This window comes from Shewanella sp. K8 (assembly GCF_028823715.1).
Taxonomy (GTDB): Bacteria; Pseudomonadota; Gammaproteobacteria; order Enterobacterales; family Shewanellaceae; genus Shewanella; species Shewanella algae.
In genome coordinates this window covers 1-20,262 of record NZ_JAPEHY010000022.1, presented here as the reverse complement: position 1 = coordinate 20,262, position 20,262 = coordinate 1, and the positions used below count along the sequence as shown (strand labels likewise).

The following is a 20,262-nucleotide window of genomic DNA, read 5'->3' as shown; positions in this document are numbered from 1 at the left end:
TGATTTTGTTCTGCGTTTCTCTCGCGTACAATAGTGAATCAAATATAGTGTCGTACTCAGGAACGTAAATGGAAACTGTTGAAAAAATTAAGCAGCAAATCGCTGAAAACCCCATCATCCTTTACATGAAAGGTTCGCCCAAATTACCCAGCTGTGGTTTTTCCTCTCAGGTGGCTCAAATCATGATCAATATCGGCGAGCAGTTCGCGTTTGTTGATATTTTGCAGCATCCTGATATCCGTGCTGAACTGCCCAAGTATGCCAATTGGCCAACGTTCCCTCAGTTGTGGGTTGAAGGTGAGCTGGTCGGTGGTTGCGATATCCTGACCGAGATGTACCAAAAAGGTGAGTTACAGACCTTGATCAAGGACACTGCTGCCAAGTACAAGCAGGATGAAGCCTAAGGTTAATTTCAGTACCTTTAAGCATTTAAAAGATGAGGCCGGATATATTCCGGCCTTTTTTCTGCCCGTTTTTGCGCGCCTATCTTCGATAGGTGTCATCATCTTAAATTACCTTTCATTTTAACAATCTACTCTGATTTTTGTTTTATTGGCCACTTATCTGCCGATTAAATCCTGTTGTTTGCAGCATAAAAGACTACCAAAGCAGTTTGGGGTAACCTCAAAACAAAACAAGATTGCAACAAATGTATTATCTGTATCGTTTTATTACTTACCAAATGTGACTGGTCAGGCTTGTTGTATATGCAATTAAGGCTTTTGCGATGATTCAAGGCAGGGAATTGTATTGAGAAAAATTTCGACTATTTACTGTGATGTATCAGTGTGGAAATAATTAAAAGTGTGACACCCATCACACTTTGCGAGATGGGTAATGTTAATTAATATGCTGAAAATTAACAAAAAATCAAAGTTTATTTTTTAACAACTCTCGGTAATTGGCTGCATATCTATTCGCTGTAGGATAGGTGGGTTCTATTTGTCATTAAATAAAACAAATGTAAAACATAAATTAAACATTTGCGGGTTTGTCAGATTAAAATCCTGTTATTGACGATGTTGAAACGAGGCGACAGTATCTTGGCAACGCCGTGTTAATAAGCGCGGTGAAAATAAAAACAAACCAGGAAGTAAGGGAGTTTAAAATGACAAGAACCAATAAGCTGACTGGCGCAGTCAGACTGGCTCTGTTTGCTGCGGTTTCAACGGGAGCTGCATCTGTGTCTCAGGTGGCTTACGCCGCAGAAGACGGTGCCAAGGTAGAACGTATCGAAGTAACAGGTTCACGTATCCAGCGTCAGGATATGGAAACCGCTTCTCCAGTGACAGTGATCAGTGCTGATGCTATTCGTGCAGAAGGCTTCACTTCTGTTGACCAACTGCTGCAGGCTCAGACCTCTATGGCCGGTGCGGCTGTAGGTTCAACCACCAACAATGGTGCCAATGGCGCGGCTCAGGTTGATCTGCGTGGTATGGGTGCTGAACGTACTCTGGTACTGCTCAATGGCCGCCGTATGGTGAACTCAGGCTCAGGTGCAGACAGTGCAGTGGACTTGAACTCAATCCCAGTAGCGATGATTGCCCGGGTAGAGATTCTTAAGGATGGCGCCTCGGCGGTATACGGCTCAGATGCTATTGCCGGTGTGGTCAACATCATCACCAAGAAAGATTTTGAAGGCTTCCAGCTGGATTTCAACGGCAGCGGAACCGATAAGGGCGACGGTGAAAACGGCGAACTGAGCCTGCTGTACGGTTTCAACACAGACAACGGCGGTAACTATACCTTTGGTGCGGCTTACTCTGACCGTCGCGGTGTTATTCAGGGCGACCGTGACTGGACCGAGCCAGGTGCCAGTTCCTTCATTCCAACCGGCTCTCTGGCTGGTATGGTTAAAGATGCCAACGGCAACTGGGTTGAGCGCAGCACAGGTTACGACTATACCCAAGACAGCTGGTTCCAGACGCCTAGTAAACGCTATAGTCTGTTTGCCAACATGATCCAGGAGCTGGGCAATGAATTGGTACTGACAGGTGATATTCTGTACACCAAGCGTAAGTCAGATCAGCAAATGGCCGCTCAGCCTGCCGATATTATGCTGGGTGTTTGTGGCCAAACAGGGATAGATCCTGACCGTTGTATCACCCTGGATCAGTCCATGCTGGACGCCGGCATCAAGGCCGATAAAACCGGCCGTGTTAACTACCGTCGCCGTACCAATGATGTGGGCGCTCGTATCTACAACCAGGACATCGATACTCTGCGCGCCTCTATTGGCCTGCAGGGCACACTCGATGTCAACACAGGTATGACTTGGGATCTTTCCTACACTTATGGCAAAAACAAGGCCGATACCTGGGTTGAAAACTCCATCAATGCCAAAAAGATGGAAGAGTCCGTCTATAACAATCTGGATGCCTGGCTCAGTGGTGCCCCGCTGACTCAAGAGATCATCAATGACATCGGCTTCACCGAGCGCAATGATGGTGGTAATGAACAACACGTTGTTGCCGGCGTATTGAGTGGTGAGCTGTTTGATCTGAGTGCCGGTCCTGTCAGCTTCGCTATCGGTGCCGAATACCGTTACGACAGCGGTTATTACAACCCTGATCCTGTGATTGTTGCCGGTGAAGGTACTGCCGCCCAGCAAGACCCAACTGATGGTAATTACGACGTTATCTCTATCTATCAGGAAGTCAGTGTACCTTTCACTGAAAAACTGACCGGTGAATTTGCCCTGCGTTTCGATGACTACTCAACTTTCGGCAAGGCAACGACCTGGAAGATAGGTCTGACCTATGAAGCCACAGATGATTTGATGCTGCGCGCCGTGGCGGCTACCGGTTTCCGGGCGCCAAACGTCAGCGAACTCTACGGTGGTAACACAGGGTCTTATGACTATCTGGATGATCCATGGGGTAATGAACAAGATCCACAGATCCTGGTTAACTACACCTCAGATACGGGTCTGAAACCGGAAGAGTCTGAGTCTTACACTGCCGGTCTGGTTTACTCGCCACGCTTTATCGATGGCATGTCTCTGACACTGGACTACTGGCGCTTCCGGGTGAGCAATGCCATTACCCGTCTGGATGCCCAGAAAGGCTTGAATGACTGTCATGCCAAAAACCAAGTTGCTTGCGATACCTTCAAGATCACTATGGATGGCGATCTGTCCAACTTCACCAACCCTCTGACCAACGTGGGTAGCCAGAATACCAGTGGTATCGATTTCAACCTGGCTTACAGCTTTGAAGGTCTGGGGCTGGATTGGAAGATCAACAATGACCTGACCTATCTGCTGGAGTTTGAGCAAGATGGCGTTGCCTATGACGGTACTATCGATGGTAACTTTGGCGCTTATGCAGAAGTTCGTAACAACTTCAGTATTCAGGCAAGTCGTGGCGATTGGAGTTTGATGTATTACAACCGTTATATAGGTAAGATGGATGATATCTATACTGATTACGATCAGAATGATAAACCGTTCACTGCAGTTGCAAAGGCTGATGCTGTAATGTACCACAACATTGTCGGTACTTATCACTTCACGGATGGCTTCACAGCTTCACTGGGTGTTAAGAACTTAACTGATGAAGAACCTTCATTTGTGTCCAATGGTAGTGATGCGGGTACGGTACCTGAAGTCTATGACACTATCGGTCGTCAAATCTACGGTGGTGTGACTTACAAGTTCTAAGCCATATCATGGAATGAAAAAAAGCGCCTTCAGGCGCTTTTTTAATGTCTGATGGTTTAACCCAAGCCGTGCTCAGCCGAGCTCATTTGAATGAGCTCGATTTTGTAACCGTCAGGATCTTCAACAAAAGCGATTTCAGTGGTTCCGCCGGCAACAGGGCCAGGGGCACGGATAACCTTGCCACCGGCGGCGCTGATGGCGTCACAGCGGGCGTAGATATCTTCTTCGCCTATGGCAATATGACCAAAGGCATTACCCATATCATATTGCTCTGTTCCCCAGTTGTAGGTGAGCTCTATGACTGCCTGGCCGGTTGATTCTTCGCCGTAGCCGACGAAGGCGAGGGTATATTTATATTCAGGGTTTTCTGATTGACGCAGCAGCTTCATTCCCATGATTTCTGTGTAGAAGTGGATGCTGCGTTCAAGGTTACCGACCCTGAGCATGGTATGGAGAACTTGTGACATTGCTACCTCTTTTGGTTCTATAACGGAAACCCAGTTGAGCTTCCGTAGCGTGGATGATCAAGCGAGATCCGGGGAGATGGGAATCACTCCCAAATAGAGTGGTTCCGGCCGCCGTTAACTTGATAGCCAGTTCACAAATCCATGAAATAAACATGGTATTTGTGTCTGCTTCATTAATAATGGTGTCAACCCTATCTTAGCTGGATGCAGGAGACAAGCATGACTACAGAATTGAAAATGGCTATTGGATCTACCTTGGTAATTGCAATCGTTTTCGCCGCTATGATTGTACAGATTTTTTGATTGGCGCTGAGCAAGAATATGTAAGCCAATGCCGCCTTAGGGCGGCATTGTCGTTTCTGGATTAATCTTCCGGATAGATTTTTTCTTTGAATTCACACAGATCTTCAATCAAACAACTGCCGCAGCGGGGCTTTCTGGCGATGCAGGTATAGCGCCCGTGAAGAATAAGCCAGTGGTGAACGTCAACTTTGAACTCGGCTGGCACCACTTTGAGCAGTTTATCTTCCACTTCCTGCACATTTTTCCCCGGCGCAAAGCGTGTGCGGTTGCTGACCCGGAATATATGGGTGTCCACGGCTATGGTTGGCCAACCAAAGGCGGTGTTGAGCACCACATTGGCGGTCTTGCGACCAACCCCAGGTAGTGACTCCAGCGCCTCGCGGTTTTCGGGGACTTCGCCGTTGTACTTCTCTACAAGGATCTTGGACAGTGCCACCACATTGATGGCCTTATTGTTATAAAGCCCTATGGTCTTGATATATTCCTTCAGCCCTTCAACCCCGAGATCGGCAATCGCCTGTGGGGTATTGGCCACCGGAAACAGCTTGTCAGTGGCCTTGTTGACACTGACATCTGTTGCCTGCGCCGAGAGCGTTACCGCAACCAGTAATTCAAAAGGGCTGGAATAATTCAGCTCTGTCTGGGGATGAGGATTGTTGTCCCGCAGGCGTTCGAGTATCGCCCGTCTCTTGTCTTTGTTCACTCAATAACCTCAGTTGACTTTGGTGATCCTGGCGCGCTCCACAGGGGCAGTTTGCACTCTGGGTTGGCGCTCAGCGAGTTTCTTGTCGATCACGTTTTTCAGCGCAATCAGCAAACCCATTCCCAAAAAGGCGCCGGGCGGTAACATTGCCAGTAGGAAGGGAGTGTCTACTTGCCAGACTTCAATGCGCAGGCTCGCAGCCCAAGGTCCCAGCAGCTGCTCTGCACCGTCAAATAGGGTACCTTGCCCCAGTATTTCCCTGCCTCCGCCGAGCACCATCAATACCAAGGTAAAGCCAATACCCATCATTAAGCCATCAAAGGCGGCGCTCATTGGTGAGTTGCGTGAGGCAAAGGCTTCGGCGCGGCCTATGATGACACAGTTGGTCACTATGAGTGGCAGGAAAATACCGAGCGAAACGTATAGGCCATAGGCGTATGCGTTAACCAGCAATTGTACGGCAGTCACCAGTGCGGCAATAATCATTACGAATACGGGAATGCGGATCTCTTTGGGCACAAAATTGCGTACCAGGGATACTGTGGTGTTGGAACCTATCAACACCAGCGCAGTTGCGAGCCCAAGCCCCAAGGCGTTGGTAAAGGTGGAGGTCACTGCCAGCAGAGGACAGAGTCCCAACATCTGCACCAGTCCGGGGTTATTTTTCCACAAGCCTTGCCAGGCGATATCGCGATATAAACTCATTGGCTTGCCTCACATGTCTGTGATTGGGAAAAAATGGTCTTCTTATTGGCTTCAAAGAAGGCCAGGGTGTTTCTCATCGACTTGACGTAGGCCCTGGGGGTAATGGTCGCCCCGGTAAACTGGTCGATTTCACCGCCGTCTTTTTTCACATACCAGGCCTTGTCATCACTGCCTTGAAGCTTTTTGCCGATAAATCTGTCCACCCAATCAGATTTCTTGCGCTCAATCTTGTCACCCAGCCCTGGGGTTTCCTGATGCGACAGAGTGCGAACACCAAGCACAGTGCCATCTGTCTTGATACCTATGATCAAGCGTATTTCACCATTGTAGCCATCCGGCGCTATGGTTTCGATGGCAATAGCGACCGGCTCGGCATCTTGGGTGGCGATATAAGCCGGCATGGGCTGAGTTGTGCCCAGGGCGTCTTTATCCTGCAATAGAATGCAGCTTTCCTCGAGCGGATTGTCGTGCAGTTCATTGGGAATGATCTGCTCCAGGGTGCGCCTGAGTTCCAACTTTTGCTGCGCCAGGATCGCATCTCGGGTACTGTCATTGACAACCGCCACCACCGCGGTGCATATCAGGGCAAACAGGCCCAAAAGCAGACCATTTTTCAACATGGATTTTTGCACTGTCTATCTCTCTTGCTATCAATGTCCGGCGCGATGGCCATAGGCTCGGGGTTTGACATAGTAGTCGATCAAAGGGGCGCACAGGTTGGCCAGCAACACCGCAAAAGCAAAGGCGTCAGGGTAACCCCCAAAGCTTCTAATAAGGTACACCACCAGGCCGATAAGGGCGCCGAAGATAAATCGGCCCTGATTGCTGGCCGGCGCGGTTACAGGATCCGTGGCGATAAAGAAAGCCGCCAGCATGGTGGCGCCACTGAACAGGTGAATAAGCGGGCTGACATGGGTATCTGGCCCAAGCGCATAGGCAAAGCCGCTGCAGATAAACAGCGAGGCCAGTACACCGACACTGATATGCCAGCGGATAAGCTTCATCTTCAACAGCGCCAGACCACCGCACAGGTAGGCCAGGTTGACCCAAAACCAGCCACTGTTGATAGTGCCGGCAAAAATTGGTTTTTGCAGGCTCTCGGTAGTGGTCATTCCCATAGATAGATCCGTTTTCAGCGTATCGAGTGGTGTCGCCATGGTGACGCCATCGATACCGAGCTGGAAGTACTCGGCAACGCTGCCTTGGCTGGCGCCGAAAATCACCTGCAAACTGGTGAGAAAATCCGGAGAGTGCTGGGCAACAGTCGCCGGTGCGACCCAACTGGTCATTTGTACCGGGAAGGCCACCAACAGCAGTACATAGGCGGCCATGGCCGGATTGAACAGGTTGTTTCCCAAACCGCCATACAGCTGTTTGACCATGATGATGGCAAAACTTGTACCTATCACCACCATCCACCAAGGGGCGAGTGGCGGTACGGCAATACCGATAAGAACTGCTGTCAGAGCCGCGCTGTTATCCGACAAAGTCGAAAGTACCTTGCGCTTACGCAACTTGAGGATGGCGGCCTCTGAAATCAAAGCGACCGTCACAGCCAGCAGTACCTGAATAAGGCTGCCCCAACCAAAAAATACACACTGCACTACCAGGCCGGGCAGGGCGCAGAGCAGCACCCTTTGCATCACAGTGCTGGTTTGCAGCGGCCGGCTGACATGGGGGGAGGAGGCTATTTTAAACGCCATATCAATCTTTCTCCTGTGCGCTGAGCGCCTTCTCTTTGGCCTTTTGTTTGGCTTTGGCTACTGCCCTGGCAATACGCGCCTGTTTACTGTCATCAGACGGGGTACTACCAGCGGACGAGGGCTCGGTAGCGGTTGTCGACTCGCTTGGAGGCCGACTTTCAGCCGAAACAGGCGTATTTGCCGCGCCTTTGTCCTGTGGTTGTTCACTTGCCGCCGCGGCTTTCTTGGCCTTGGCTTTGGCAACCGCTGCCGCGATACGAGCCTGCTTGCTATCATCGCCTGCGGTTTGTTTTGCTGCTTGGCTTGCGACTTGGTTTACTTCGGCACCTTGCGCTTGTTCCCCACCATTATCATCGGCCGCAATTGATTTCGCTGACTCAGACGCCGCCGCGGCTTTCTTGGCCTTGGCTTTGGCAACCGCCGCCGCGATACGAGCCTGCTTGCTATCATCGCTTGTGGCTTGTTTTGCTGCTTGGCTTGCGACTTGGTTTACTTCGGCGGCTTGCGCTGATCCTCCGTCGAAATCCGTTGCTGGAGTTGACTCAGATGCAGTCGCGGCTTTCTTGGCCTTGGCTTTGGCAACCGCTGCCGCGATACGAGCCTGCTTGCTATCATCGCTTACGGTTTGGCTTGCTTCGGAGGCTGTCGCTTGAGTGCTGCTGGCCTGTGCATCTTGAGTTTCGCAAGTGCCAGTTTCGGCCTGCCCTGAGGCTGCAGCGGCCTTTTTCGCCTTGGCGCGGGCGATAGCGGCTGCGACCTGAGCTTTCTTGTCCGAGCTAGGTGTTGTGCCTTCAGCTGCATTATCTGTAGTCGCATCAGCAACTTCTTCAGCAGGAACAGTGCCTTGTGCAGCGGCCTTTTTGGCCTTGGCCCTGGCAATCGCTGCCGCGACATCGCTCTTTCTCTTGTCCGCCTTTGGCTGGATAACTGCCGAGTCAGTTTCCACGGCTTTTTCTACCGGGCTTTCGGTGGCCACCACAGAGGCTTCTGCGGCTTTTTTCGCCTTGATCCTGGCCATGGCTTCGGCAACGGCGTCTTTCTCACCACTGCCCATGGCGGCGCGGCGCTTATCGGCTGCGGCCTTGGCTTTGGCTTCCCGGGCCTGTTTCTCGGCCTCCAGCCGTTTGAGCCTGGCATCGAATCTTTGCTTGGCCTGCTCGGCCAGCTGTTTCTCTTCGTGATTACGCTTAATGGCCGCCTTGGCAACTCGGTAATACTCCACCAGAGGAATATCCGATGGACAAACATAACTACAGCAGCCACATTCGATGCAGTCTCTGAGGTTGTAGGCGCTGGCCTTGTCATATTCCTCGGCTTTACTGTGCCAGTAGAGTTGCTGGGGCAATAGAGATGCCGGGCACACCTGAGCACATTCACCGCAGCGAATGCAGGCCTTCTCCTCGGCTGGAGGGCTGATCTCGCTGGCAGATGGCACCAGAATACAGTTACTGCCTTTGAGCAGCGGCACCTTAATAAGGGGTAAGGTGTGGCCCATCATGGGGCCGCCTATGATGACGGTATCCTGACCGCTGGGGGTGAAGCCACTTTGCTCAAGTATATGGGCTATGGGCGTGCCCAGTGGCACCCAGTAATTACCCGGCTTTGGAATATTGCCGCCGGTCACTGTGACGACCCGCTCTATGAGAGGCTTACCCAGGCAAACGGCTTCACGAATGGCGAAGGCGGTGCCTACGTTGTGCACTACTATCCCAAGTTGCGCCGGAATGGCGCCGGAAGGCACTTCCTGCCCGGTAATGATCTGGATCAGCTGCTTTTCACCGCCGGAAGGGTATTTGGTCGGGATCACAGTGATCCTGATACTTCCCTTGGGCAGGTGGCAGCTATCAAGCGCCTGCTGCATTGCCTGTACGGCTTCGGGCTTGTTATCCTCAATGGCGATAATTACCCGTTTGGGATTTAGCAGCCCGTGAACAATTTCAATACCATCCAGAATTTCCCTGGCGTGTTCGCGCATCAATCTGTCATCGGCGCTGATATAAGGCTCGCATTCCACGCCGTTGATCAACAGCAGTTCAATCTCACTGGCGGGGTTGAGTTTGATGTGAGCCGGAAACATGGCGCCGCCCAATCCGGCTATCCCGGCCTGGCGAATGCGGCTGAGGATCTGCTCGCGGCTCAATGCTGCGATGTCTTGCTGATCAAAATCTATGGCTTGATCCTGGCCATCGGCTTCCAGCACACAGGTCAATACCGGCAGGGCTGAAGGGTGGTTGCTGGGTCTTTGCTCTATGGCGCGAATTATGCCTGAGGTTGGGGCATGCACCGCCAGATACATGGCGCTCAGTCCGAGGGTCAGCGCTTGGCCCTTGAGCACTCTGTCGCCAACTTTGACTTCGAGCACGGCGCTGTCACCAACCTGAGGTACGGGCAATAAGAATTCACTGGCAAGCGGTAGACGCCCAATAGGGCTGCCATTGGAGAGGTCTTTCATCTGCGGCGGATGAATTCCGCCGGTCAGGCGCCACTGAGTTCCTTTATCCAACTGTTCGAGTAATGTCAGCACGGCTTGTCCTCTTCCACCAACTTCACTGGAATTGCGTTAAGCTGCCAGTCCCAGGTTTTCAGATCCTGTTTCACCGGGATCATATCGATACAATCCACAGGGCAGGGTTCAACACAGAGATCGCAGCCGGTGCAGTTGCTGGTCAGGACTGTGTGCATCAGCTTGCCCGTTCCTATAATGGCGTCTACCGGACAGGCCTGAATACACTTGGTACAGCCGATACATTCCTCTTCACGAATGTAGGCGACCTTTTTGACCTGGGTTTCAACACTGGCATCGAGAGGCTCGGGATCGACCCCCATAAGATCGGCCAGTTTCTCCATAGTGGCGGTACCGCCCGGAGGGCAGCGATTGATCTTCTCGCCGTTGGCTATGGCCTCGGCATAGGGGCGGCAACCAGGGTAGCCGCATTGACCACACTGGGTTTGTGGCAACAGGGCTTCGACCTGATCCACTATCGGATTGCCCTGAACTTTAAACTTCTCGGCAGCGAAGCCGAGTAAAACGCCGAATACCAGCGCCAGCAGAGACAATAAAATGACTGCAATTAGCATGGAAGACATAACTCTATTTGACTAAACCGGTAAAGCCCATGAAGGCCAGCGACATCAGGCCGGCGGTGATCATGGCGATGGCACTGCCTTTGAAAGGCGCTGGGACATCGGCCGCTGCCAGACGTTCGCGCATCGCCGAAAACAGGATAAGCACCAGTGAAAACCCGGCGGCAGCGCCAAAACCATAGATGGCACTCTGCATAAAATCGTGGTTTTCATTGATGTTCAGCAGGGCTACACCCAACACGGCACAGTTGGTGGTGATAAGCGGCAGGTAGATCCCCAGCGCCCTATGCAGAGTCGCACTGGTTTTCTGTACCACCATTTCGGTGAACTGTACCACCACGGCGATAACCAGAATAAAGCTCATGGTGCGCAGGTAGCCCAGATCGAATGGCAGCAGCAGATACTGGTTGACCAGATAGCTGAGAATGGCTGCCAAGGTCATGACAAAGGTGGTTGCCATGGACATACCTATGGCAGATTCCAGCTTGCTGGACACCCCCATAAACGGGCATAAGCCAAGGAATTTCACTAATACAAAATTGTTGACCAGCACAGTGCCAATCAACAACAGGAGATACTCACTCATCTCATTACAGGCGTTGTGATTTCTTAGCGGTTATTATCAGTGTTTCAGTGGTCATAAACAACATATAGAAAGCAGGGTTTACCTTCTTTGCGCCCGTATTTGGCCATAAATGGCATTAATTTCTGTTCATTTCGGCGGGATCCAACTGTTGTGGCTTGGCGATGTAGAAGCCCTGCATGCCATCGACCAGCAATTTCTCCACCACCATCTTCTCTTCCTGACGCTCGATGCCGCAGGCTATCACCCTGACACCACTGCGACGGGCCACATCGACCAACATACGGACAAAGAACTGGTTATTGGTGTCTTCATCTATGGCCTGGGTATAGCTGGGATCCAGTTTGATATAGTCGGGGCGCACCTCTCGGAAGAATTTGAATGAGGTAAAGCCCATGCCGAAGCGTTCTACCGATACCCTGCAGCCGACGCTGTGCATGGCGCGAACGAACTTGTGACTGGCGGCCAGATTGCCCTGCATACCTGCTTCATTGATCTCAAACACCAGCCTTGAGGCCAATCTCGGGTGTTTGGAGAGCAGATCTCGGGCCCAGGCTATAAAGTTTTCTTTGGAGGCTGAACCCGGGCTCAGATTGACACCGATATTACCGCTGAGGTTTGGCAGGCTCTGCAGTAGTTTCAAGGCGCTGAGCAGTACCAGTTTATCCAGTTCCTGACTCATGCCGTGACGTTCGGCCATGGCGATCACCGTGGCTGTAGGTAGAAACTTGCCTTCACTGTTGTAAAAGCGTGCCAGCAGCTCTCGATAACCATCTACCTCGCTGCGACAGGGTTGAATGGGTTGTTGGTAAAACTTGAGCGCCCGGCGCTTCAACAAGTCTTCAATGGCCAGTTTCCAGCGGTTATCCCCGAGTTTTTCATCCAGCATATTCTTATCCTGGAACTGCACCGCATTAGGGCCCAAGGTTTGCGCGACGTTGGCGGCGGTATCGGCCATGGCGAGAATACCCATGGGATCTTTGTCGCTGGCGTAGGCCACTATACCTGTATGGGCAATGGAGTCTGTTTGCAGTTCTGCTTGATACTCTTCCAGCTCACGCTTGAGCTGGGTGGCAAAGGTTTGCGCGTCTTTCAGCACAATTGAGGGGATAAAGATGGCAAAGTCAGTACTGGCAATACGAAAGCTTTCGCTATTTTTGTAGCCCTGGAGTGCCCGGCGAATGCAAACCGCGACACGGGCAAGATAGTCATCGCCGCCCTGACGGCCGTGCAGTTGATTGATATGACCAAGCTCAGTGGCTTTTACCAGGATTAACACTCCAATTTGTGATTTGCCGGAAAGAGACAGTTGCTGCAGTTTTTCGGTGAAGTGCTGGCGGGTGCCAAAGCCGGTTACCGGATCTTCATAGGCGAGCTTCTTCAGTGCCAGGTTTTCCGACTCAAGTTTGTCAAACTGCTGCTTGAACAGCTGCCGACTTTGCTCCAATGCTTGCCCCAAGGGCTTGAGTTCACCCCGAAAGCGGCTCTGTGCCAGAGAATCAAACTGGCCTTGGGACATCTTGGTTAAATACTCTGCCGCATATTTGAGGACGCGTTTATGACGGCCCATCATCAAGGCAAAGATTAACGCCAGGGCCAGATAAAGAGGCAGTAAGCGTAATCCTGCTAGCCAGAGTGTATGGATCCCTTGATCTCTAAGAGGGCTGAGGTCGGGCTTAAGTAAAACCCGCCCGGAAGCGGAGCGGTATTGGGATTCGAGTTGCAACGGCAACAAATAATATTGCCAGTTCATCTCAGGCAGGAAACTGCCTCTGGTAAGATTATTTTGGCCGTCGGCGTCATCTGTATATTGGAAAAACTGCAGCGGCGCAGTGTCCTGCAGCTGCCGGTAAAGGATTGCGGCATCATCTGCGTCCTGGGCTTGCTCCTGCGCTTGTTGTAATCGCTGCAACAGGGCATTACCTTCCTGCTCCAGAATCTGCCGCTCCTGCTGTAGCAGCACCATGCCGGTAGCCAGAAACCCCAATAATAGTAACAGTTGAAAAAAGCGCGAAATGCCCATCTTTATCTGAGTTCAGACCAATGTCGAGACGATTGTCGAAATTGTATACGTATTTGTTATAAATACAAAACGCAGAAAGAGGTGAGGTGGCTCCCCTGACTGGACTCGAACCAGTGACATACGGATTAACAGTCCGCCGTTCTACCAACTGAACTACAGGGGAATAGAATATGATGCTGAGCGAAAATCGAAGTGGCTCCCCTGACTGGACTTGAACCAGTGACATACGGATTAACAGTCCGCCGACCAGTGACATACGGATTAACAGTCCGCCGTTCTACCGACTGAACTACAGGGGAATCGCAATTTCTCGCTTGTCTCGCTGAGAACGGAGCGCATAGTAAATCGCTCTGTGGGTGGAGTCAACTCGCATCCCCAAAAAAAGTGTCATTAAGCTGTTAATTGCTTATCTAATGCTCACAGTGATGGATAAAACTGCTTTATGGATATTTTTTGCTTAAAAAATAACGGCTAAACACTTATGTGCCAGGCGTTTGACTCAGACCTCTTGCCATTTGCAACAAGGATATCGACCTTAATGAGCCCTTTTCTAGCGATTGAGCTGCCATGCCATAGATAAATATCATGGGGGATTATGAAAGGGGCATCAAACTGAGCGCTTCAAGCAAGATAGAACACCGCTCAAAAAAGGGCAGCACAATCATTTTGTGTTCATTTTTGGTGCAGCTTAATCCGCTTTGTGAGTACCACACTTTCATATGTTCTTTTATTACAAAATACCCACCAGGGTAGGATAAATGGAACTGGATGCCTCAAGCCCCCATGGCTAAAGGGTTACACTGACTTATCCACTAAATCTGTGGATAAACCTGTGAGCTTCCCCGCTTTATGGGCTGCAAACCCTTGTGGCATCAGCATTGAACTTAAAATGGTCAATTTGGGAGGCTAAAATATAAACATAACAAAAACAGCAAGATATAAAAGTCAAGCCGCTTTGGTTTGCTTGGTGATTTTTGTAACAAAGCTGTAAGGAAGTATCTGCCAATCCTTGTGCATTAAATCCATCTCAGTGATTCATTCGGATGGATTTTTTATATTTGGCCGCCACATCTGCCGTCTCGTTGCTGAGTTTCAGCACAAGCTGCTGCTGACATCATGTTGGCAGGAGTAATGCGGCTTTTGGCTTGGCGTAATTCGGCCCAATGAGTAAAATGAAAGGCTTAACCGAAGGAGCATTAAAGTGTCAGCTACGCCGTTTCGTTTGGAGTCTCAGTATTCTCCTGCTGGAGATCAGCCCACCGCCATTGCCAAACTGGTTGATGGCCTGGAATCCGGGCTCGCCAACCAAACTTTGCTGGGGGTTACCGGCTCAGGAAAAACTTTCACCATTGCCAATGTGATTGCCAATCAAGGGCGGCCAACCATCATTATGGCGCCCAATAAAACGTTGGCGGCGCAACTCTACGGTGAGATGAAAGAGTTTTTCCCCCATAACGCGGTGGAATACTTCGTTTCCTACTATGACTACTACCAACCGGAAGCCTATGTGCCTTCGACCAACACCTTTATTGAGAAGGATGCTTCGGTCAACGCTCATATCGAGCAGATGCGGCTCTCGGCCACCAAGGCCTTGCTGGAGCGGCGTGATGTGGTGTTGGTGGCCTCGGTCTCAGCCATTTATGGTCTTGGCGACCCTGATTCTTACATGAAGATGCTGCTGCACCTGCGCCAGAGCGACATCATGGGCCAGCGGGATATATTGCAGCGGCTCAGCGAGTTGCAATATAGCCGCAACGATATTGAACTGCAGCGCGGTACCTTCAGGGTGCGCGGTGAGGTAATAGATATCTTCCCGGCCGAATCGGACCGGGATGCTATTCGGGTCGAGTTGTTCGATGATGAGATAGAGCAGCTGTCGCTGTTCGACCCCTTGACCGGTCAGGTGCGTAAACGCATTGCCCGGGCCACGGTTTACCCCAAGACTCACTACGTGACCCCGAGAGAAAAAATATTGGCGGCCACAGAGCAGATAAAGGCCGAGCTCAGAGAGCGCCGTCAGCAGTTACTGGATGCCAATAAGCTGATTGAGGCACAAAGGATCAGCGAGCGGGTGCAGTACGATGTGGAGATGATGACAGAGCTGGGTTATTGCTCCGGTATCGAAAACTACTCCCGTTATCTCTCCGGGCGTGCACCGGGAGAAGGGCCGCCGACTTTGCTGGATTATCTGCCGCCGGATGGTCTGCTGATCATCGACGAGTCCCATGTAACCGTGCCGCAGATAGGTGCCATGTACAAGGGCGACCGTTCGAGGAAAACCACTCTGGTGGAGTACGGTTTCCGCCTGCCATCGGCACTGGATAACAGACCGCTCAAGTTTGAAGAGTTCGAGTCCTTGATGCCGCAGACGATTTATGTGTCGGCCACACCGGGCAGTTATGAACTTGAACGCAGCGGCGGCGATGTGGCAGAGCAAGTGGTCAGGCCTACTGGTTTGTTGGATCCCGAGCTGGAAGTGCGGCCGGTGGCGATTCAAGTGGATGATCTGCTGTCTGAGGCCAACAAGCGCATTGCCGTCAACGAACGTGTGCTGGTGACCACGCTGACCAAGCGGATGGCGGAAGATCTCACCGAATATCTCGATGAACACGGCGTTAAGGTGCGTTATTTGCACTCGGACGTGGATACCGTGGAGCGGGTAGAGATCATTCGCGATTTACGTAAGGGGGTATTCGACGTGCTGGTCGGCATCAACTTGCTCAGGGAAGGGCTGGACATGCCGGAAGTGTCTCTGGTGTGCATACTCGACGCCGATAAAGAGGGCTTCCTGCGCTCCGAGCGCTCGCTTATTCAGACCATAGGCCGCGCAGCCCGTAACATTAACGGCAAGGTGATCCTTTACGCCGATAAGGTGACTCCTTCAATGGCAAAGGCCATGGATGAAACCAATCGTCGCCGCGAGAAACAGCACGCCTTCAACCTGGCCAATGGCATAGTGCCCAAGGGCTTGGTGAAGAAGATCACAGATGTTATGGATGTGGGAGATTCCCCCTCATCGGCAGCACCCCAGCCGGGTGCCCGCAAGGTGGCGGAGCGCAAGTCGGCTTATCAGGTGGACGCTGCCAATCTGGCGCATGAAATCGACAGGCTGGAAAAACAGATGCACCAGCATGCCAGGGATCTGGAGTTTGAGCAGGCCGCTGCGCTGCGTGATGAAGTGGCAAGGCTCAGAGAGGAGCTTATCAAGGCCTAAAGCACACATGGGGCTTGTTCGCACCTTCCCTAAAATCGCCCCATTGACAAAGAACCCGGCAAAAGCCGGGTTCTTTATGCTGTTCATCTGTCAACGACTTTAAAAAGCTTGATTTAAAAGCCTAATTTAAAAACCCCTATTTAAATGCTTAGGCTTGGCATCAAAGTTTCGGCGCTTTATAAGCACTCAGTCGCCACAAGCCAAACAGTGCGATACCGCCAATCAGGCCAACAAGATGCGCTTCAACCGCGACTCTGGCGCCAATCAGTGCGCTGACTTCAGCGGCCGCCCCTTGCCATTGCTCCCAGCCGACCTTGGCGATAACGCCAGCAAGCAGCAGGTAACCGGAACTGCGACCGCTGCGAATATCGGCCAGGGCGCCGAAGGCAAACAGGCCGTGCAGTATGCCACTTAGCCCCACATAACCCATAAGCTTTGGGTAGCAAAGATAAAGCTCTACACCTTCAAACAGACACAGTGCCAGGGTCAATATCAATACGCCCAGGGCGTTATAGTGTTCCTTATGCAGATAAAGGATCACCCAAAACCCGGCGAGGTTCATCAGCAGATGCCAGAAGTTGGTGTGCAGCAGATTGCCGCTGACAAGCCGCCACAGCTCACCTTGTTCTATGGCGCTGCGGCGAAATGCCAACAGCTCAGTGAGCGGCAGAGAATACAGCAGCAGTGCCAGGGCTGTTAACACTGCGCCTGAAAAATAAGCGGAACTCGGCTTCACGCAGTCTTGGCCGCCAGTATAGCCTGGATGCTGTCCGGGCTCGCCAGATACTCATCCAATCCTTTTTGACGCAATAAACAGGCGGGGCAGGTGCCACAACCTTTGCCAAGAATGCCGTTATAGCAGGTAAGGGTTTCATCCCTTACCAGTGGCAGTTGCTGGTATTTATCTGCCAGTGCCCAGGTTTCGGCCTTGTTGAGCCACATGAGTGGCGTAACCAAACGCAGCTGTCTGTCCATGCCTTGTACCAGCGCAGACTCCATCGCCTTGATAAAGTCATTACGGCAGTCCGGGTAGCCGGAGAAGTCGGTCTCGCAGACACCTGTGATGACGGCATCGGCGCCTATCTGATAGGCGTAGATCCCCGCCAGGGTCAGAAACAGAATATTGCGTCCGGGAACAAAAGTATTGGGCAGACCATTGTCCATCAAGTCGTTTGACACCGGGATATTGTCGCGGGTGAGGGCCGAGATGGCCAACTCATTGAGCAGAGTAACATCCAGCACCTTGTGACTGGCGGCGCCGAGTTTTTGCGCCAGTTGTTTGGCAACTTCAATCTCCTGGCTGTGGCGCTGGCCATAGTCGAAGGTGATGGCATGTACTTCATCATACTGAGCCAAGGCCTGAATAAGGCAGGTGGTGGAGTCCTGACCGCCGCTGAAAACGACTATCGCCTTGGAAATAGCTGGCTTAGTGCTCCGGGGCGGCTCTGCGGTTTGGGTTTGCGGTGCGTTTGATTCTGATGACATAAGCGATTGATTGGATGAAGACATAAGTGTCTATTCAAAGGGATGACTCAATTGTCACAGTTTACCCTAATTTGGCCGGCTGTCAGCGCCGGCGGGGTAAAAAACGGAAAATTCGCTCATCCTTGCGCTTGGGGCCAAATTCCTCTATAAATGCCGCCCCGGCAAATATGAGGAACCCCGATGTACTACCCCGTCAACGAAGTCTTTGAAACCCTGCAGGGAGAAGGTGTGTTTACCGGCGTTCCGGCCATTTTTGTGCGTTTGCAGGGGTGCCCTGTGGGGTGTCCTTGGTGTGATACCCGCCAGACCTGGGACAAGCTTGAGCATAATCAGGTGAAACCTGCCGATGTGATCCGCACCGATGGCAGTATCGGTCGCTGGGCAGAGCATGATGCCAAGTCTTTACTGGAGGCGTTCAAACAGCAGGGATTCAATGCTAAGCATATAGTGATCACAGGTGGTGAGCCTTGTCTCTATCCGCTCACTGAAATGACAGAAGCATTTAATGCCGCAGGCTTTCGCACTCAAATTGAAACCAGTGGCTCCTTTGAGGTGAATTGCAGCGCAGATACCTGGGTCACAGTCTCGCCCAAGGTCGGTATGAAGGGGGGGATGCCGGTACTGCGTCAGGCGCTGGAGCGGGCAAATGAGATTAAGCATCCGGTGGCGACCGAGGCTCATATTGAGGAACTGGATCAACTGCTGCGGGGATTGGATCTCAAAGACAAGGCTATCTGCCTGCAGCCCATCAGTCAGAAGAGCCGGGCGACGGCGCTGGCGATGAAAGTCTGTATCGAACGCAACTGGCGTTTGTCTATCCAGACTCACAAGTATCTGGATATCGATTAATCCGTAGTGATAATCGACAAAAAGCCGCATTGATGCGGCTTTTTGTTATCTGAAGCGCGTTGTTAGCAGCAGAGTTCACCCGTGGTTTCAAACAGCTTCAGTTTGTTTTGATACTGGCTGATATCCCCTATGTTGGCGGCTATCCACTCGGGGTTGTAATAAGTGTCCAGATAGCGCTCACCGGGATCGCAGATCAGGGTCACTATTGAGCCCTGGCGGTTGTCGCGTTTCATTTCGGCCGCTAGCATCAGGGCGCCATAGAGGTTGGTGCCGGTCGAGGCCCCGGTCTTGCGGCCGATGATCTGTTCCAGCCAATGGATTGTCGCCACAGAGGCGGTATCGGGGATCTTCAACATGGAGTCGACAACCCCCGGGATAAAGGAGGGCTCAACTCTGGGCCGGCCTATACCTTCAATCTTGCTGCCTTGCTCGCAGGTGATGGTCGCATCTCTATGTTGAAAATAGTCATAGAACACTGAGTTATCCGGGTCGACCACACACAGCTTGGTGCAAAGCTGTTGATAGCGGATATAACGGCCAATGGTGGCCGAAGTGCCGCCGGTACCCGGGCTCATCACAATCCACTCGGGAATAGGGAAGGGCTCGCGCTGCATCTGATCGAAAATGGCATTGGCAATGTTATTGTTGCCGCGCCAGTCGGTGGCACGCTCGGCATAGGTGAACTGATCCATATAATGGCCATTCAGCTCCCGCGCCAGCCGCTCAGACTCAGCGTAGATTTCGCTGGAGTGATTGACAAAGTGACAACGGCCGCCATAAAACTCTATCTGCTGTATCTTCTTGCGGGCGGTGGACGCCGGCATAACCGCAATAAAGGGTAGCCCCAGCAGGCGGGCAAAGTAGGCCTCGGAGACAGCGGTGCTGCCGGATGAGGATTCAATGACAGGAGTATCCTGTTTGATCCAGCCGTTACACAAGGCGTACAGAAACAGTGATCTTGCCAAGCGGTGTTTGAGGCTTCCGGTTGGATGGGTGCTTTCGTCTTTAAGATAGATATCCACTCCGGCTACCGCCGGCAGTTCCAGTTTTATCAAATGCGTGTCGGCACTGCGCTGAAAATCGGCTTCGATTTTGGCAATTGCTTCGTTTACCCAGAGATCGGCCATTGTTGTTCTTCTTTCTTATAACAGGATGGTCTTAATCATAACCAAAGGTAATGACAATGGATAGCGAAAACTCAGGCGTATTCAGGTACAGCCACATGCTAGATAATTGATTGTTATGGAATTAAACGCAGTGGGTGTAGGTAAAACGCTTGGAAGATTGACTAAAGGAATATAAAAGAAATGGTGGAGGGAGAAGGATTCGAACCTTCGAAGGCGGAGCCGTCAGATTTACAGTCTGATCCCTTTGGCCACTCGGGAACCCCTCCACGATTTCACTTTCGTGTCTTTTAAATTGTAGGCAAATGGTGGAGGGAGAAGGATTCGAACCTTCGAAGGCGGAGCCGTCAGATTTACA

At 51.7% G+C, this 20,262-nt stretch carries 16 protein-coding genes and 3 tRNA genes; 4 read left to right on the top strand and 15 right to left on the bottom strand.

Annotated elements, in window-relative coordinates; genetic code table 11:
- The first annotated feature begins 68 nt into the window (after positions 1-68).
- Together ON072_RS12870 and ON072_RS12865 are read left to right on the top strand one after the other, a co-directional pair.
- Positions 69-404 carry a Grx4 family monothiol glutaredoxin gene (locus ON072_RS12870; RefSeq protein WP_025011618.1) on the top strand — a complete coding sequence of 112 codons (336 nt, stop codon included), beginning with the start codon at positions 69-71 and terminating at the stop codon, positions 402-404.
- A 704-nt stretch (positions 405-1,108) separates the two neighbouring features.
- Positions 1,109-3,661, top strand: a complete 2,553-nt coding sequence (locus ON072_RS12865) for a TonB-dependent receptor plug domain-containing protein (protein WP_261752582.1) — start codon at positions 1,109-1,111, stop codon at positions 3,659-3,661.
- A gap of 56 nt (positions 3,662-3,717) precedes the next feature.
- Here the strand turns inward: ON072_RS12865 and gloA are convergent, their stop codons facing one another.
- From gloA to ON072_RS12810, 11 genes are all read right to left on the bottom strand, one after another.
- The gene (gene gloA, locus ON072_RS12860; protein WP_107352049.1) at positions 3,718-4,128 is read right to left on the bottom strand and encodes a lactoylglutathione lyase; all 411 of its coding nucleotides are present in this window, start codon (positions 4,126-4,128) and stop codon (positions 3,718-3,720) included.
- Positions 4,129-4,492: 364 nt separating this feature from the next.
- Positions 4,493-5,134 (bottom strand): endonuclease III, encoded by a 642-nt coding sequence (gene nth / locus ON072_RS12855; protein ID WP_025011616.1) that lies wholly within the window; start codon positions 5,132-5,134, stop codon positions 4,493-4,495.
- A 9-nt stretch (positions 5,135-5,143) separates the two neighbouring features.
- Positions 5,144-5,839, bottom strand: coding sequence for an electron transport complex subunit E (locus ON072_RS12850; protein ID WP_025011615.1), 696 nt, complete (start codon positions 5,837-5,839; stop codon positions 5,144-5,146).
- Entirely contained in the window at positions 5,836-6,459 is a 624-nt protein-coding gene (rsxG, locus tag ON072_RS12845; RefSeq protein WP_243888322.1) for an electron transport complex subunit RsxG, read from the bottom strand. Before rsxG ends, ON072_RS12850 begins: the two co-directional genes overlap by 4 nt.
- A 30-nt stretch (positions 6,460-6,489) precedes the next feature.
- Positions 6,490-7,542 carry an electron transport complex subunit RsxD gene (gene rsxD / locus ON072_RS12840; RefSeq protein ID WP_044734576.1) on the bottom strand — a complete coding sequence of 351 codons (1,053 nt, stop codon included), beginning with the start codon at positions 7,540-7,542 and terminating at the stop codon, positions 6,490-6,492.
- 1 nt (position 7,543) lies between these two features.
- The gene (rsxC, locus tag ON072_RS12835) at positions 7,544-10,066 is read right to left on the bottom strand and encodes an electron transport complex subunit RsxC (RefSeq protein WP_261752577.1); all 2,523 of its coding nucleotides are present in this window, start codon (positions 10,064-10,066) and stop codon (positions 7,544-7,546) included.
- A complete protein-coding gene (gene rsxB / locus ON072_RS12830; RefSeq protein WP_025010231.1) occupies positions 10,060-10,629 on the bottom strand; it encodes an electron transport complex subunit RsxB in 570 nt (189 codons plus the stop codon). Before rsxB ends, rsxC begins: the two co-directional genes overlap by 7 nt.
- Positions 10,630-10,633: 4 nt before the next feature.
- Positions 10,634-11,212, bottom strand: coding sequence for an electron transport complex subunit RsxA (gene rsxA, locus ON072_RS12825; protein ID WP_025010232.1), 579 nt, complete (start codon positions 11,210-11,212; stop codon positions 10,634-10,636).
- A 115-nt stretch (positions 11,213-11,327) separates the two neighbouring features.
- Positions 11,328-13,232, bottom strand: coding sequence for an EAL domain-containing protein (locus ON072_RS12820; RefSeq protein WP_144224295.1), 1,905 nt, complete (start codon positions 13,230-13,232; stop codon positions 11,328-11,330).
- Positions 13,233-13,319: 87 nt separating this feature from the next.
- Positions 13,320-13,395 (bottom strand) — tRNA-Asn (locus tag ON072_RS12815).
- A 30-nt stretch (positions 13,396-13,425) separates the two neighbouring features.
- Positions 13,426-13,531: transfer RNA gene (locus ON072_RS12810), tRNA-OTHER, on the bottom strand.
- Positions 13,532-14,433: 902 nt separating this feature from the next.
- Here ON072_RS12810 and uvrB point away from each other — a divergent pair.
- Positions 14,434-16,446, top strand: coding sequence for an excinuclease ABC subunit UvrB (uvrB, locus tag ON072_RS12805; RefSeq protein ID WP_144224292.1), 2,013 nt, complete (start codon positions 14,434-14,436; stop codon positions 16,444-16,446).
- Between the two features lie 160 nt (positions 16,447-16,606).
- On the opposite strand, the gene rrtA is transcribed toward uvrB, so the two are convergent.
- Positions 16,607-17,149 carry a rhombosortase gene (rrtA, locus tag ON072_RS12800; RefSeq protein ID WP_245003265.1) on the bottom strand — a complete coding sequence of 181 codons (543 nt, stop codon included), beginning with the start codon at positions 17,147-17,149 and terminating at the stop codon, positions 16,607-16,609.
- Between the two features lie 29 nt (positions 17,150-17,178).
- Positions 17,179-17,931, bottom strand: a complete 753-nt coding sequence (queC, locus tag ON072_RS12795) for a 7-cyano-7-deazaguanine synthase QueC (RefSeq protein WP_144224288.1) — start codon at positions 17,929-17,931, stop codon at positions 17,179-17,181.
- Between the two features lie 180 nt (positions 17,932-18,111).
- Here queC and queE point away from each other — a divergent pair, with 180 nt between their 5' ends.
- Positions 18,112-18,780 carry a 7-carboxy-7-deazaguanine synthase QueE gene (gene queE / locus ON072_RS12790; protein WP_144224286.1) on the top strand — a complete coding sequence of 223 codons (669 nt, stop codon included), beginning with the start codon at positions 18,112-18,114 and terminating at the stop codon, positions 18,778-18,780.
- 62 nt (positions 18,781-18,842) lie between these two features.
- Here queE and ON072_RS12785 read toward each other — a convergent pair whose 3' ends face one another.
- Together ON072_RS12785 and ON072_RS12780 are read right to left on the bottom strand one after the other, a co-directional pair.
- Positions 18,843-19,907, bottom strand: a complete 1,065-nt coding sequence (locus tag ON072_RS12785) for a PLP-dependent cysteine synthase family protein (RefSeq protein WP_071476208.1) — start codon at positions 19,905-19,907, stop codon at positions 18,843-18,845.
- Between the two features lie 181 nt (positions 19,908-20,088).
- A tRNA-Tyr gene (locus tag ON072_RS12780) sits at positions 20,089-20,173 on the bottom strand.
- Positions 20,174-20,262 lie beyond the last annotated feature (89 nt).